Source organism: Spirillospora sp. NPDC047279 (genome assembly GCF_040643285.1).
In the GTDB taxonomy this organism is placed as follows: Bacteria; Actinomycetota; Actinomycetes; order Streptosporangiales; family Streptosporangiaceae; genus Spirillospora.
The window spans coordinates 558,708-573,443 of sequence record NZ_JBEYUA010000001.1; the positions used below are offsets into that span (position 1 = coordinate 558,708).

Annotated in this window: 13 protein-coding genes; all 13 read left to right on the top strand. The window is 73.5% G+C overall.

Annotation, left to right across the window (positions count from 1 at the left end; translation table 11 throughout):
* The first annotated feature begins 36 nt into the window (after positions 1-36).
* The 13 genes from ABZ810_RS02750 to ABZ810_RS02810 all read left to right on the top strand — a co-directional run bounded on the left by ABZ810_RS02750 (position 37) and on the right by ABZ810_RS02810 (position 14,729).
* A complete protein-coding gene (locus ABZ810_RS02750; RefSeq protein WP_358398309.1) occupies positions 37-525 on the top strand; it encodes a RidA family protein in 489 nt (162 codons plus the stop codon).
* Positions 522-2,132 carry a D-aminoacylase gene (locus tag ABZ810_RS02755; RefSeq protein WP_358398311.1) on the top strand — a complete coding sequence of 537 codons (1,611 nt, stop codon included), beginning with the start codon at positions 522-524 and terminating at the stop codon, positions 2,130-2,132. Before ABZ810_RS02750 ends, ABZ810_RS02755 begins: the two co-directional genes overlap by 4 nt.
* A 16-nt stretch (positions 2,133-2,148) precedes the next feature.
* Entirely contained in the window at positions 2,149-3,021 is an 873-nt protein-coding gene (locus tag ABZ810_RS02760) for an IclR family transcriptional regulator (RefSeq protein WP_358398313.1), read from the top strand.
* Entirely contained in the window at positions 3,018-3,845 is an 828-nt protein-coding gene (locus ABZ810_RS02765) for an amidohydrolase family protein (RefSeq protein WP_358398315.1), read from the top strand. Before ABZ810_RS02760 ends, ABZ810_RS02765 begins: the two co-directional genes overlap by 4 nt.
* Positions 3,842-4,966: an alanine racemase gene (locus ABZ810_RS02770; protein WP_358398318.1), complete on the top strand. Its 1,125-nt coding sequence runs from the start codon at positions 3,842-3,844 to the stop codon at positions 4,964-4,966. Before ABZ810_RS02765 ends, ABZ810_RS02770 begins: the two co-directional genes overlap by 4 nt.
* Before the next feature lie 187 nt (positions 4,967-5,153).
* Complete coding sequence (locus tag ABZ810_RS02775) at positions 5,154-6,758, top strand: sialidase family protein (protein ID WP_358398321.1); 1,605 nt, start codon at positions 5,154-5,156, stop codon at positions 6,756-6,758.
* 731 nt (positions 6,759-7,489) lie between these two features.
* Positions 7,490-10,129: a nitrate- and nitrite sensing domain-containing protein gene (locus ABZ810_RS02780; RefSeq protein WP_358398323.1), complete on the top strand. Its 2,640-nt coding sequence runs from the start codon at positions 7,490-7,492 to the stop codon at positions 10,127-10,129.
* Complete coding sequence (locus tag ABZ810_RS02785) at positions 10,126-10,545, top strand: roadblock/LC7 domain-containing protein (protein WP_358398326.1); 420 nt, start codon at positions 10,126-10,128, stop codon at positions 10,543-10,545. Before ABZ810_RS02780 ends, ABZ810_RS02785 begins: the two co-directional genes overlap by 4 nt.
* Positions 10,546-10,551: 6 nt before the next feature.
* Positions 10,552-10,923 (top strand): DUF742 domain-containing protein, encoded by a 372-nt coding sequence (locus ABZ810_RS02790; protein WP_358398328.1) that lies wholly within the window; start codon positions 10,552-10,554, stop codon positions 10,921-10,923.
* Positions 10,901-11,497, top strand: coding sequence for an ATP/GTP-binding protein (locus ABZ810_RS02795; protein ID WP_358398330.1), 597 nt, complete (start codon positions 10,901-10,903; stop codon positions 11,495-11,497). Before ABZ810_RS02790 ends, ABZ810_RS02795 begins: the two co-directional genes overlap by 23 nt.
* A 65-nt stretch (positions 11,498-11,562) precedes the next feature.
* Positions 11,563-12,786 (top strand): cytochrome P450, encoded by a 1,224-nt coding sequence (locus tag ABZ810_RS02800; protein WP_358398332.1) that lies wholly within the window; start codon positions 11,563-11,565, stop codon positions 12,784-12,786.
* A 181-nt stretch (positions 12,787-12,967) separates the two neighbouring features.
* Positions 12,968-13,294 carry a hypothetical protein gene (locus ABZ810_RS02805; protein ID WP_358398334.1) on the top strand — a complete coding sequence of 109 codons (327 nt, stop codon included), beginning with the start codon at positions 12,968-12,970 and terminating at the stop codon, positions 13,292-13,294.
* A complete protein-coding gene (locus ABZ810_RS02810; protein WP_358398336.1) occupies positions 13,284-14,729 on the top strand; it encodes a HAMP domain-containing sensor histidine kinase in 1,446 nt (481 codons plus the stop codon). The genes ABZ810_RS02805 and ABZ810_RS02810 overlap by 11 nt, the downstream gene beginning before the upstream one ends.
* Positions 14,730-14,736 lie beyond the last annotated feature (7 nt).

The following is a 14,736-nucleotide window of genomic DNA, read 5'->3' on the forward strand; positions in this document are numbered from 1 at the left end:
CCACCCGAACCGCTCCCACCCGCAAGGAGACACACCATGCACGACGCCGACGCCCGCCTGGCCGATGCCGCCGTCGAGCCGGGGCCCGCCGGCGCGCGCCCCCGGGTCGCCGCCGCCCGGCGCACCGGCTCGACGCTGATCGCCTCCGGGCAGGTCGCGGTCCGGGACGGGAAGCTGATCGCCGAGGGGACGGTGGGCGACGGAGTCACGTTCGACACCGCCCGCTCCTGCGCGCGGCAGTGCGCCCGCAACGTCCTGACCGCCGTGCGGGACGAGCTGCGCGCCGACGGCGGGCTCGGCGCGATCGACCACGTCGAGGCGGTCTCGGTGTGGGTGGCGTCCGCGCCCGGCTTCGTCGAGCAGCACCTGGTGGCCGACGCCGCGACGGAGTTGTTCACCGAGGTGCTCGGCGACACCGCGGGCGGCCACGCGCGGGTGGCGCTCGGCGTCGCCGCGTTGCCGACCGGCAGTCCCGTCGAGGTCCAGGCCACGTTCCGGCTGCGCGAGAGGCCGGCCGCGCCGTGACCGATCTGCTCATCACCGGCGGGACGGTCGTCGACGGCACCGGGGCCGCCGCGCGCCGTGCCGACGTCGCCGTCACCGGCGGGCGGATCGAGGCGGTCGGCGACCTCGCCGATCGTCCCGCCGCCAGGACCCTGGACGCGTCCGGGCACGTCGTGACGCCCGGGTTCGTGGACGTGCACACCCACTCCGACCTGACGTTGTTGTCGGAGCCGCGGGCGCACAGCGCCGTCCGGCAGGGCGTCACCACGGTCGTCGTCGGCAACTGCGGGCTCGGGGTGACCCCGGTCGCCGCCGACCGCGAGGCGCTGCGGGCCGCCGCCGGTTACCTGGACCTGGACCCGGCCGTCGGCTGGGACTGGTCCGACCTGCCCGGATACCTCGACGCGCTCGATCGGGCCCGGCCCTCGGTGAACGTGGCCGCGCTCGTCGCGCACATCCCGCTGCGCGCCGCGGCGGCCGGGTTCGGCGACCGGCCCGCGGGCGCCGCAGAGCTCGACCGGATGCGCGGCCTGCTCGCCGACGCCCTCGCGGCGGGCGCGGCCGGGGTCTCCACCGGACTGGTGTACGCGCCCGCCTGTTACGCCCGCGAGGAGGAGCTGGAGGCACTCGGCCGCACCGCCGCCGCCCACGGGCGCCTCTTCTCCTGGCACGTCCGCGACTACGCCGACGACCTGCTCGACTCCGTCCGGCAGGCGCTGCGCGTCGCCGCGGCCACCGGCTGCCGCACCCAGATCTCCCACCTGGTCGCGGTCGGCCGGCGCAACCACGGCAAGGTCGCGCGGGCGCTGGAGCTGATCGACGACGCCCGCGGCGCCGGGCTGGACGTCGCCTTCGACGTCTATCCCTACCTGGCCGGGAACGCGCCGCTCTCGCAGCTGCTCCCGGCCTGGGCTCAGGAGGGCGGCGAGGGGCCGATGCGGGCACGGCTCGCCGAACGCGACGTCCGCGCCCGCGTCACGGCCGAGTGGAACGACCTGCCCAGCTCCTGGGACGACATCACGGTGAGCCGCGTCCCTGAGGACCCCGGCGCCGGGGGCGCCGAGGAGGCCGGGGGCGCCGGGAACGTGACCGGGCGCACCATCGCGGGCATCGCCGCCGACGCCGGGACCGACCCGCGCGAGGTCGCGCTCGAACTGACGGCCGCGTACGGCAACGGCGTGCAGATGGTCGCGGGCGGACGCAGCGAGGCCGACCTGCTGGACGCGCTCCGCCACCCCGCCGCCGTCATCGGGTCGGACGGGCAGGCGCTCGACCCGCTGGGCCCCACCGGGCACGGCTCGCCGCACCCCCGTTCGTACGGGTGCTATCCGCGGTTGTTCGCCGAGTACGTCCGGCGGCCCGGCGGCCTCGACCTGGCCGAGGCGGTGCGCAAGTGCACGTCCGCTCCCGCCGGCCGGGCCGGTCTCGCCGACCGCGGCGTGCTGCGCCCCGGAGCGGTCGCCGACATTGCCGTGTTCGATCCCATCCGGATCGTGGACCGGGCTACGTTCACAGCACCCCAGCAGTATCCGGACGGGATCCGGGCCGTCGTCGTCGGCGGCCGGCCCGTCGTCGAGGACGGCGCGCACAGCGGTGCGCGTCCCGGCGAGATCCTGCGCGTTCCCTGATCGGAGACGAGGCACCATGGCACGAACCACGGCACGCCGCGCCAGCGTGGACGACGACCGCCCGGTCTCGGCCAACTACCACGCCAACGCGCTGGCCCGCGGCATCGCCCTGCTGGAGCGGCTCGCCGCCGGGCGCGGGGCGCTGACGCTCAACGACTTCAACGCCGACACCGGCCTGCCCAAGAGCACGCTCGTGCGGCTCCTCGGCGTGCTGGAGGAGATGGGGTACGTGGTCCGCGCCGACGAGCGGCCCGCCTACCGGCTCGGTCACAAGACGCTGGCGCTGTCGACCGCGTACCTGTCGGGACTGGACCTGTCCCAGATCGCCGGCGGGCATCTCGCCGGGATCGCCGAGGACACCGGGCAGACCGCCAACCTCGGCGTGCTGGACGGGGCGGAGGTGCTGCACGTGTGCGTGCGCGAGCCCGACCGGCCGATCCGCTTCCACACCATGCCCGGCACTCGCGACGCCGCCTACTGCACGGGGCTCGGCAAGATGTTGCTCGCCCGCCTCGACCTCACCGACCTCGCCGCGCACCTGCCGGCCGAGCCGTTCCCGGCCCGCACCGAGCACACCCTGACCACGGCCGGCTCGCTGACCGGCGACCTGCGGGCCACCGCCGAACGCGGTTACGCCCTCGACGACAACGAGGGCAGCGTCGGGCTGCGCTGCGTCGCCGTGCCGGTCGAGGTGAACGGGTTCTGCGTGGCGGCGGTCAGCGTGTCGGGGCCGTCCGCCGAGTTCGGCGAGCTGCCGCGCGCCGCCTACCTGGACCGGCTGCGCGAGGCGGCGGCGGCCCTCGCCGCGGACGCCGACGTCGTCGCCGCCCTCGAGCACCTGCACTCGTCCCTGCGCTCCGGCGCCCCCCGCACCCAGGAGGAAGATTGATCGACTTCCATACCCACTGCCAGCGGCCCGAGCACTGGGGCTGCGAGTGGGACGACCACTGGCGTCCCGTCTACGGTCAGGGCGCGCACGAGTTCACCACGGACGACTACGACCGTGCGATGAAGGGCGTGACCGCCGCGTGCGTGTTCGGGATCCGCGCCACCGCCGCGGGCGTCCTCACCCCGAACGAGCACACCGAGAAGTTCTGCGCGGAGACCGCCACCGACACGATCGGGTTCATGGCGCTCGACCCGACCGACCCCGACGTCCTCACCCAGCTCGCCGACGGGGTCGCGCGCGGGCTGCGCGGCATCAAGCTGTACCCGGTGCTGGCGCTGTTCGACCCGCGCGACACCAAGTACGACACGTTCTACCGCGCGGCGGCCGACGCGGGCCTGGTCGTGTTGTGGCACATGGGCGCCACCCCCAGCCCGGCGGGCGACCTGTCGGTGAGCAACCCGCTGGTCGTGGACGAGGTCGCGCGCCGCCACCCCGGCCTCGTGCAGATCATCGCGCACCTCGGGCACCCGTGGCAGCGCGAGACGATCGTGACGCTGCGCAAGAACCGCAACGTGTACTCCGACGTGTCGGCGTCCTGGGCCCGTCCGATGGACGGCTACTTCGCGCTCGCCCGCGCGCAGGAGTGGGACGTGGTCGACCGCCTCGTCTTCGGCTCCGACTTCCCGCTGTGGACGCCCGCCGAGGCCGTCGCGGGACTGCGCGAGATGGTCGGGCGGCGCCCGTCCGGCTTCCCCGAGATCCGGAAGGAGACCGTCGAGTGGCTGCTGGACGGCGACCCCCGCCCGCGAATGGGGCTGGCATGACGACCGCCTTCCCCGCCGGGGCGACGCCCCTGTCCGAACTGCCGACGCCCGCCCTGCTGGTCGACCGGGCCCGCATGGAGGCCAACCTGGCCGCGATGACCGACGCGCTCGCCGGTGCCGGGGTCGCGCTGCGCCCCCATTTCAAGACCTCCAAATGCCTGGCGGTCGCACGCCGCCAGCTCGCGCACGGGGCGATCGGGTTCACCTGCGCCACGCCCGCCGAGGTCGCGCTGCTCCAGGACGCCGGCATCGAGGACGTCCTGTGGGCGCACCAGCCGGTCGGCCCGGCCAAGGTCGGCTTCGCCGTCCGGGCGCTGGCCAGGGGCGGCCTGACCATCGCCCTCGACTCGGTGGAGGCCGCGGAGCCGCTCGCGCGGGCGGCCGGCGCGGCCGGGGTCGCCGTGCCGTTCGTCCTCGAGGTCGACACGGGCCTGCACCGCGCGGGCGTCGACCCCGACCAGGCCGTCCGCACCACCGCCGCGCTGACCGCGCTGCCCGCCCTCCGGCTGCGGGGCGTCCTCACGCACGAGGGCCACCTGGCCGCGCACGGCCCCGACCGCGCCGGGCTGGAGGCCGCGGGCGACCTGGCCGGCCGCACGCTGGTCGAGGTCGCGGAAGCGCTGCGGGATGCCGGCCACGAGTGCCCGCTGGTGTCGGTCGGTTCGACGCCCGGTGCGACGTCGGCGCCGTTCGCCGCGGGAGTGACCGAGGCCCGGCCCGGCACCTACGTCTACTTCGACGCCAACCAGGTCGGCCTGGGCAGCGCCCGGCTCGAGCAGTGCGCGCAGACCGTGCTGACCCGCGTCGTCAGCGCCCAGCGCCCCGGAACGGTGATCATCGACGCGGGTGTCAAGGCGATGAGCTCCGACACCCTCGCGACCGCCGGGCGCCTGGGCATCGTCTGCGACCCGGCCGGCCGGCCGCTGGACGGGGTGGAGTTCCCCAACGCCAACGAGGAGCACGGCTTCCTCACCGGACCGGGCACCGCCGGCCTGCGCGTCGGGGACCTGCTGCGCGTCATCCCCAACCACGCCTGCGGCACGACCAACATGTGGAGCGCCCTGCATTTCGCCGACGGCGACCGCGCCGTCGAACGCAGCCCGATCGAAGCCAGGTACTGACCTCCCGCTGAGCGCCCTCCTTTCGCGGTGCCGCCGCACGTATTTCGGCCACCGCGCGCTTTCGCCTGCCCGTGGAAATCCGCCCGCCGATTGAATTCGCGCGGAAACATTGACATGGAATGGCATTCCGCGTTGTCTGAGCCTGGTCCGATCTTGAACGCCGTTCGAACCTCCTGCTGGAGGAACCATGAGGTTCTCCCGAACGTCCGTCCTCACCCTGACCGCCGCCCTCGCGCTGGGGCTCGCGAGCGCCCCGGCACACGCGGGCACCTCCGCGCACGCCGGCGTCCCCGCGACACCCGGCCAGCCCGACATCACCCTGGCGCAGGCCGCTCCGGGCAAGAAGCTGCACTTCCCGAACGCCGAACGGCTTCGCGACGGGTCGATCGTCGCGGTCGCCCGCGAGGGCGCCGGCCACACCGGGCAGGACGGCCGCCTGCTCATGCTGAGCAGCCGCGACGCCGGGCGCACCTGGTCGCGGCCCGCGGTGGTCCTCGACACCCCGTACGACGACCGCGACCCGATGATCACTCAGCTCTCGTCCGGCCGGCTGCTGCTGAGCTGGTTCCAGATCGACTACTCCGTGCGGCCCGCGGAGCCGATGGGGACGTTCGTGGCGCGCAGCGACGACCTCGGCGCCACCTGGTCCGCGCCCGTCCCGGTCGAGTCGTCGATGAGCGGCGAGTCCGACATCGTCGACACCTACGAGCTCGGCTGGGCGGCCAGCCACGGGCAGATCAAGGAACTGCGCGGCGGCGAACTGATCATCCCGCTCTACGGGACCGTCCCCGACGACCGCTGGCAGCGCGCCACCGTCGTGCGCAGCCTGGACGGCGGCGCGACGTGGCGGGCGTCCGCCGAGTCGCGGATCGCGGCCGCGCAGGGCACCCACTACCAGGAGCCGGTGCTCACCGTGCTGCCGAACGGCGCGATCCACGCGCTGCTGCGCATCGGCACCGCGGCCTCCACGATGGGCGCGGTCCGTTCCCAGGAGTCGTGGTCCAGGGACGGCGGCCGCACCTGGACGGCGCCCGCCGAGATCGACCTGGTCACCTCCTCGGCGCACACCGAGGTCCTGCGGAACGGGGACGTCTTCCTCGCCTACGGCGACCTCTCCGGCCACTTCACCGGCCGGCGCGGGACGGTCGGCGCCGTGCTGCGCGACCCGGGCCGCCCCTGGAACGGCGCGCCGCGCGAGCTGGTGTACGACTCGGGAACCGGCGACCAGGCCAATCCGGCCGTCGTCGAAGTGCGCCCCGGACGGGTCCTGGTGATCGGCTTCGACTCGGCCACGAGCCGCCTCGTCGGGACCTTCGTCGACGCGTCCACGATCCGCGGCGAGCCCGCGGACCCGCGCCGGGTGGACCTGGCCGCGTTGCACGCCGCGGGCGGTCTCACCATCGACACCGACATGACCCACACGGCCGCCGCCACGCCCGGGGTCGGGCCCGCGGGCGCGATCGACGGCGTCGTCGGCTACAACGACGCCGCCTGGGCTCCGCGCGCGGCGCCCGCCTCGTACACGCTGACGTTCGCCCGTCCGACCCGGGTACGGGAGGTCGGCGTCGCCCTCAAGCCGGGCTACGCCGAGGCGGCGACGGTCGAGGTGCGCACCGGCGACACGTGGCGGACGGTCGGCGTCCTCGACGACCGCGTGCGCTGGGGCGACGACCTCTCCTGGTTCCGCGCCGGGCCGGGCTCCCGCATCGACGCCGTCCGCGTCCAGATCACCGGCTCCGCCGGCTGGGCCGTCCTCGCCGAGGTCGGCGTCCGGACCCCGAACGCCCCCTGACCCACGCCCACCCCGTCCGACCCCGGCCGGTCCGCCGATCGCGGCGGACCGGCCGACCCTTCCCGGCGGGTGCGGCGGTCCGGCGCCGCGAGATTCGTGGCCGAGTTAGGACAGAAAACATCAGCCACATTCATTGACTACCGTCCGGTACGGCGCGATACAAGATCGTATAGAGCGGCCAGAGACGATGGGGCCCGTGGGGTCACCGGGGGTCTTGACGACCCGAGACATCCCCTGTGAAGGGTCACGAAGTGTCAGAGATGCCAGTCAGAAACGGGCGCCAGGCCTCAAAGTTGGTGATCTCCGCCCCTTTCGGGACACCCGTGCCGGGTCGGGAGTGACAGTAAGCACTTCACCGTTACCGGGAAGTTCGATCTTCGTCTCGCCTCCGGCGGCGTTGGGTCGCGGTGCGAACTGAACCGATCCGGGGCCCTCCGCCGCTCGAAAGTTCACTCTTGCGTTCGTGATTGTCACCGGCAATCATGTGGAGCCCCGTTCGCTCAAGCACCAGGAATTCCGGACCTACTCACCCGGGACGTTATGCCCCGGGTATTCGTGCGGGTCTGAATGGGCGTTGGCCACGCCGGTGCCTGGGTCACGGAGCGAAATGGCCGGTCACCCTTCACGGCCTTTTCGATCATGGGCTCGTACCGGACGAAAGGTGAAGGCGTCTTGAGCACCCTTGGGAGTACTCGGTACCGAGACCTTCGGGCGCGAAGAGGTGGCCGCCGATGAGACGTTCGAAGCCGAGGAAAGGCTCCGAAGACCCCGCCGCCTCCGCCGCGCCCGCACCCGCGCCGGCCACCGCTCCCGGCGCGGGGGGCGCGTCCGAGGCCCGCCCGCACCGCAGGCCCCGGCGCCGTCCGGTCTGGGTGCGCATCACGGTCCTGCTGGTGGTGCCGCTGGCCTCGCTGGTCGGCCTGTGGGCGTTCGCCGCGAGCCTCACCCTGGAGAACGCCCTCAGCCGGTACGAGGTCCAGCGCACGAACGAGAAGATCGGGCAGCCGGGCGTCCTCGTCTCGGTCCATCTGCAGGCCGAGCGCGCCCTGTCGGTGGCGTACCTGGCGACCGGCGGCCGCGACCGCACCCAGCTCGCCGCGCAGCGGGCGCGCACCGACGCCGCGGAGGTGGTCTTCCGCCGCACCGCCCTCAACGCCGACGTCCGCGAGGACGCCGGGCCGGCCATCCGGGCGCGCCTGGACGAGGTGTCCGGCAAGCTCCAGCGGCTCCGCGCGCTGCGCGCCGAGATCGACGCCGGCTCGGTCCGGCGCGCCGACGCGCTCGCCGGCTACAACGACATCGTCGGATCGACCATCAGGCTGTTCGGCGGCCTGGTGATCATCAAGGACCTGGACATCTTCCAGGCGGGCCGCGCGATGATCAGCCTGAGCTGGTCCCGCGAGTTCGCGATGCGCCAGGACTGCCTGATCATCGCCGCGCAGACGCAGGGCGGGCGGCTGACCGCCGTCGAACGCGGCGAGTTCGCCCGCTGGGCCGGGGCGGGCCAGCAGTTCTTCGAGGCCGGCCTCGGCGACCTGTCCGGCGGCATGGCCGCCACCCTCAGCGATTTCAGCGAGTCGAGCGACTACCGGCGTTTCCGGGAGCTCGAGGCGGCCATCATCGCCTCGGGCGGCCGTCTCGCCCCCGCCCAGACCGCGGAATGGACGCAGCTGTCGCAGCGCCTCAGCCCGGCCTGGGCCAACTCCGTCAACACCGCGAGCGCCGCGCTGATCAAGCAGGCCGAGCCGATCGGCGACCGGATCGCGTTCCAGCTCGTGATCGCCGGCGGTCTCGGTCTCATCGCGGTGCTGGTCTCCATCGCGCTGTCGGTGCTGTTCGGCCGCGGCCTCGGCCGGGAGCTGCGCGAGCTCCAGAAGGTCGCGCAGAACCTCGCCGAGGAGCGCCTGCCCTCGGTGGTCGCCCGGCTGCGCCGCGGTGAACAGGTGGACGTGAGCGCGGAGGCGCCGCCGCTGTCGGTGGGCCGCACCGTGGAGGTGGGCCGGGTCGCCGACGCCCTCACCGAGCTGCAGCGCACCGCCGTGGTCAGCGCCGTCGGCGAGGCGAGCCTGCGGCAGGGCATCAACCGCGTCTTCCTCAACCTGGCCTGGCGCAACCAGTCGCTCCTGCACCGCCAGCTCCGGCTGCTGGACGCGATGGAACGCCGCGCCGACTCCGACGTGCTGGAGGACCTGTTCCGGCTCGACCACCTCACCACCCGCATGCGCCGGCACGCCGAGGGCCTGGTGATCCTCTCCGGTGCGTCCCCGGGACGTGGCTGGAGCCGTCCGCTGCCGATGGTGGACGTGCTGCGCGCCGCGGTCGCCGAGGTCGAGGACTACGCGCGGGTCGAGGTCTCGACGTCGGAGGAGATCTCCCTCATCGGCAACGCCGCCGCGGACGTCGTCCACCTGCTGGCCGAGCTGATCGAGAACGCCACCCTCTTCTCGCCGCCCAACACCGAGGTCAACGTCCGGGGCGAGCCCGTCGGCAAGGGCTACGCGATCGAGATCATGGACCGCGGGATCGGCATCGACGAACCCGAACGGGCGCGGCTCAACCAGATCCTCTCCGACCCGCCCGAGTTCGACTTCGCCGACACCGACCGGCTCGGCCTGTTCGTGGTCGCGCGGATCGCCGCGCGCCGCAACATCCGGGTCGGCCTCCAGGAGTCGTTCTACGGCGGGACGACCGCGATCGTCCTGCTGCCGCACGCGCTCGTGGTCGGCGCGCTCGAACGCAGCCCCGAACCGGTCTCGCTGACCGGGGTCGGCGGCCCGTCGGGGTCCGGCACGGACGAGGTCCCGCTGCCGTCGCGGCACCAGCGTTCGGACGAGATCGTCCAGGTCACCATGGCGGGCGGCCCCCCGGCGCAGCAGCCGTACGAGATGCCGCAGCAGGAGACGCCGCGCTACGACGCGCCGCCGCAATCGCCGCCGCAGCCGCAGTACGAGGTGCCGCAACAGCCGCAGTACGAGGCACCGCAGCAGCCGCGGTACGACACGGGACGGCCGGAGCCGGCGCCGTACGAGAGATGGGGCCTCGAACCATCGGCACCGGCCCAGGAGCCCGCCCCGCCGCAGTCCGTCGGGACGACGACGTCCCAGGAGAAGCCCGTGCTCACCCGGCGCCGGCGGATGGAGAACCTCGCTCCCCAGCTGCGGGAGAGCGCCCTGCGCTCCCGCGGCACGGCGCGGGAGTCCGGCCCGTCCTGGGCCGAGGAGCCGCGGGAGCCCGCCGAGCGGCCTGCCGAGGAGACGCGCGACCTGTGGGGGGCCATCCAGGGCGGCTGGGAACGCGGCCGTGACCAGCCGGGACGCGAGGACGAGACAGGAAATGCGCGCACTGACGCGCCGGGGGAGGGAACACCATGACACAGCCCGACATCGCCGGTGAGCTCGGCTGGATGCTCGACGACCTCGTCGACCGGGTCGGGGACGTGCGCAAGGCGCTGGTGTTGTCGCGCGACGGCCTGATCATGGGTGCGACGCGCGGGATGAGCCGCGAGGACGCCGAGTTCCTCGCCGCGCTCGCCGCGGGGTTCTTCAGCCTGGCGGCCGGGGCCCGCACGCACCTCGACTCGGGCGAGGTGCGGCAGGCGGTGATCGAGCTGGAGGACGGCCTGTTCTTCGTGGTGCCCGCCGGGGTCGGCAGCTGCCTGGCCCTGCTCAGCCGGACGGGGGCCAACGCGGGCCTGGTCAGCTACGAGATGACGGTGCTGGTCAAACGGGTCAGCAGGCACCTGGCCGCCCGGCCCCGCACCGCGGGCTCCTCCACCGGCACGGGGTGATCCCGGATGAGCGGCCACCGTGAGCGATGGTTGGACGACGACGCCGGTCCGCTCGTTCGTCCGTACGCCATCACGCGTGGCCGGACCCGGGCGCGCGGGCGGGCGCTGGATCTGGTCACGATCCTGGTCACGTCCGGCGACCCGCCGCCGCCCCGGCTGCGGCTGTCGCCCGAACACCAGCGCCTCCTCTGGTTGTGCCAGATCCCGCACACCGTGGCCGACCTCGCCTCGCGGCTCGAACTGCCGCTCGGCGTGATGCAGGTGCTGCTGGAGGAGCTCATCGAACACCACCTGCTGCGAATCGACCTGCCCGCACCGACCGAGCTTCCCGATCTCGCGACGTTGAGGAGGATCCGTGACGAACTACGAACCATCTGACGGCGCCCCCGCGCCGCGCGCCGCCTACAAGATCCTCGTGGCCGGGGGCTTCGGCGCCGGCAAGACCACGATGGTGGGGGCGGTCAGCGAGATCCGGCCGCTGCAGACCGAGGAGGCGCTCACCGAGGTCAGCGTCGGCGTCGACGACCTGCGCGACCTGGAGCGCAAGAAGACCACGACCGTCGCCATGGACTTCGGCCGGATCACGCTCAGCGGCGGCCTGTCGGTCTACCTCTTCGGCACGCCGGGCCAGGAGCGGTTCTGGTTCATGTGGGAGGAGCTCGCGCGCGGCGCCCTGGGCGCGGTCGTCATGGTCGACACCCGCCGCATCACCGCGAGCTTCGCGTCCATCGACTACTTCGAGCAGCGGGCCGAGCCGTTCGTCATCGCGGTCAACCGGTTCGACCACTCCATCGAGTACACCGAGGACGAGATCCGCACCGCCCTCGACGTGTCGCCGGACATCCCCATCATCCTGTTCGACGCGCGTGACCGGGAGTCGGCCAAGGTCGTGCTGATCGAGCTCCTGGAGCACGCCATCCGGCAGCCGCGCGAGGTCCCCGCCCGGCTCTGACCAAGCGCTTGCTCCGCCTCCGTCGCCCGTGACACCGTGGCGAGAACGACAGGGCGGAGTCCTCGATGGACGACATCGACTTGACCGATCTGGACCGCTTCGCTCGGGGGTTCCCGCACGACGTCTTCGACGTGCTGCGGCGGGACGCCCCGGTCTGGTTCCACCCGCCGACGCCGCGCACCCCCGGGGGCGAGGGCTTCTGGGTCCTGAGCCGGTACGCCGACGTCGTGGTGGCGGCGAGCGACCCCGAGACGTTCTCCTCCGAGACCGGCGGCGAACGCGACGGCGGCGGCACCCTGCTCGAAGACCTGCCGAGCGGGTTCGCGGCCGGCGTCCTGCTCAACATGATGGACGACCCGAGGCACGCGCGGTTCCGCAGGCTGCTGACCCCGAGCGTCGCACCCCGGACGTTGCGGCTCATCGAGGAGGACCTCCGCGCCCGCGCCCGAACGATCGTGGCGGACGCCGTGCACAAGGCCGACTGCGACTTCCTCACCGACCTGGCCGCCGAACTGCCCCTCCAGGCGGTCGCCCAGCTGCTCGGCGTCCCGCAGGAGGACCGCCACCGGCTGCTGTCCTGGGCGAACGTGACGCTCGACTACGACGACCGCGAGCTGGGCCAGACCACGGACCGCACCCGGCAGGCCGCGGCGGAGATGTTCGCGTACGGCACCGACCTCCTGACCCGCAAACGCGCCGAACCCGCCGACGACCTGCTCTCCCTGGCCGCCCACGCGGAGATCGACGGCGCCCCGCTCACCGACCTCGAACAGCAGATGTTGTTCAACCTCCTCATCGCCGCCGGCAGCGAGACCACCCGCAACTCCATCGCCCTCGGCATGCTGGCCCTCCTGGAACACGGCGCCTGGCCGACCCTCCAGGTGGACCGATCCCACCTCGACACCGCCGTGGAGGAGATGCTCCGCTGGGCCTCGTCCACCCCGTACAACCGCCGCACCGCCACCCGCGACACCACCATCGCGGGCCAGGCCGTCAAGGCCGGCGACAAGGTCACCCTCTGGTGGGCCTCGGCGAACCGCGACGAGCGCGCCTTCCCCGACCCGCACCGCTTCGACATCACCCGCCGCCCCAACCCGCACCTGGCCTTCGGCCGCGGCGGCCACTTCTGCCTGGGCGGTGCCCTGGCCCGCATCGAGATGCGCGTCGTCTTCGAAGCCCTCCTCGACGGCGTCGCCACCGTCGACCTCACGGCCCCCGTCGAGTTCACCCGCAGCAACAAGCACACCGGCGTCCGCCACATGCCCGTCCACCTCGCCCCCACCCCCTGACCTCGCGGCAGGGTCAGCGGGAGCCACCGCTTCCGGATCCTGTCGCGGAGTGGCCCACGCCCCTTCCGGGGCTGGAACGTATCCGCCTGACCTGGACGTTTGCAGGCCGGGGTGGTTGAGATGAACGAATCCTCATCTTGGGCTCATCGTCGCCTTCGTTCCGGAGGTCAGGCTCGGCGCCATGAGCACCTTGAAACGTGCGGGGATCCTGGGCGCCATCGTGGCGGTCCCGCTGGGGATCGCCGGGATCAGCCAGGCGCTGTCGGAGCCGGCCGAGCAGCCGCGCGTCCCGGCCCGGGTGCAGGTGGGCGGCGACGGCTCCGAGTCTCCCGTGCCGCCGCCCCTTCAGCGGTCGCCCTCGGCCACTCCGCCGCCGACCGCTCCGGCGGGCACCCCGTCCCCGTCGGCCACGCGGCCCTCGGTGGTGCCGCCACCGCCGCCGACGTACGACGATGACGCCGACGACATCGGGGACGACGGGGCGGACGACGGGGCGGATGACGGTTGACGGGCGGGCCCGGTCCGGGTTCTCGGCTCGTCTGCGCATCCTGTCGTGGCTGGTGGCGGTCATGGCGGTCGCCCTCGGCTCCGTCGCGTTCGCCGTGCGCGCCATCCTGATCGCCGAGGTCGAGAGCGACGGCAACAAGCTCCTGGAGCAGGAGGCGAGGGAGTTCGAGAGGTTCGCGCAGGAAGGGCGCAACCCGGCGGACGGCACGCCGTTCACCGACGCGGGGCAGTTGCTGTACACGCACCTGCGGCGGCAGCACGCCGACGACGACGAGCTGCTGCTCGGGATCGAGCCCGGCGGGCGCGTCATCCGGCAAGATCGCGAAGGGCCCTACGACCTGGCGGACGACCGGGCGGTGCTGGGGCGCGTCCTGCGCGCGAACGGGTCGTCCGGGCGGACGGCGAGCCCGGCGGGGGAGATCCGCTGGGCCAAGGTCGAGACCGTGACCCGGGACGGCGGGCGGCCGGCGACGTTCGTCATCGCCTACTTCATCGACCGGGACTTCGCCGAGGTGCGGCAGACGATGCGGGTCATGGGGACGGTGTCGGCGGCGGCGCTGCTCGGCGGCGCCGGGATCGGCTGGATCGTGTCCGGCCGCATCCTCGCCCCGGTACGGCTCGTCCGGCGCACCGCCGCCGAGATCACCGAGCAGGATCTGGCCCGCCGGATCCCGGTGCACCGCCGCGACGACGTCGGCGAGCTGGCTGCCACGTTCAACGCGATGCTGGACCGGCTGGACCACGCGTTCGCCACCCAGCGGCAGTTCGTCGACGACGCCGGGCACGAGCTGCGCACGCCGATCACCATCGTGCGCGGTCATCTGGAGCTCATGGGCGACGACCCGGACGAGCGGGCCGAGACGATGCGGCTGGTCACCGACGAGCTCGACCGGATGAGCCGGATCGTCGAGGACCTCCTGCTGCTGGCCAAGGCCGAACGGCCCGACTTCGTCCAGGTGCAGTGGGTCCCGGTGACGGAGCTGACCAGCGACATCTACGCCAAGGTCCGGGCGCTCGGCGATCGCGAGTGGATCCTGGACGGGATCGGCGAGGGCGACGCGCGGGTCGACCCGCAGCGCGTCACGCAGGCCGTCGTCCAGCTCGCGCACAACGCCCTCCAGCACACCGGCGACGGCGACGCGGTCCGCGTCGGCTCCGCCCTGGACGACGACCGGGCGGTGTTCTGGGTCGCCGACACCGGCCCCGGCGTCCCCCCGGACGACGTCGAGCGCATCTTCGAACGGTTCGCGCACGGCGGCTCCTCGACCGCCACCACGGGCGGCACGCGCCGGCACCGGACCGGGGCCGGGCTCGGCCTGGCGATCGTCGCGGCCATCGCCGCCGGCCACGGCGGGACGGTCCGCGTCGGCGGCGCACCCGGGCACGGCGCCCGATTCGAACTCGACCTGCCCCGCGCGGCCCGCGAAGGACGGTGACACCGCA

Bases quoted from the DNA above. Each gene is read 5' to 3' on its own strand.
- ABZ810_RS02805 (WP_358398334.1), top strand. From the start codon at position 12,968: ATGAGCACCTTGAAACGTGCGGGGATCCTGGGCGCCATCGTGGCGGTC.
- ABZ810_RS02780 (WP_358398323.1), top strand. From the start codon at position 7,490: ATGAGACGTTCGAAGCCGAGGAAAGGCTCCGAAGACCCCGCCGCCTCC.
- ABZ810_RS02775 (WP_358398321.1), top strand. From the start codon at position 5,154: ATGAGGTTCTCCCGAACGTCCGTCCTCACCCTGACCGCCGCCCTCGCG.
- ABZ810_RS02800 (WP_358398332.1), top strand. From the start codon at position 11,563: ATGGACGACATCGACTTGACCGATCTGGACCGCTTCGCTCGGGGGTTC.
- ABZ810_RS02770 (WP_358398318.1), top strand. From the start codon at position 3,842: ATGACGACCGCCTTCCCCGCCGGGGCGACGCCCCTGTCCGAACTGCCG.
- ABZ810_RS02810 (WP_358398336.1), top strand. From the start codon at position 13,284: ATGACGGTTGACGGGCGGGCCCGGTCCGGGTTCTCGGCTCGTCTGCGC.
- ABZ810_RS02750 (WP_358398309.1), top strand. From the start codon at position 37: ATGCACGACGCCGACGCCCGCCTGGCCGATGCCGCCGTCGAGCCGGGG.
- ABZ810_RS02790 (WP_358398328.1), top strand. From the start codon at position 10,552: ATGAGCGGCCACCGTGAGCGATGGTTGGACGACGACGCCGGTCCGCTC.
- ABZ810_RS02760 (WP_358398313.1), top strand. From the start codon at position 2,149: ATGGCACGAACCACGGCACGCCGCGCCAGCGTGGACGACGACCGCCCG.
- ABZ810_RS02785 (WP_358398326.1), top strand. From the start codon at position 10,126: ATGACACAGCCCGACATCGCCGGTGAGCTCGGCTGGATGCTCGACGAC.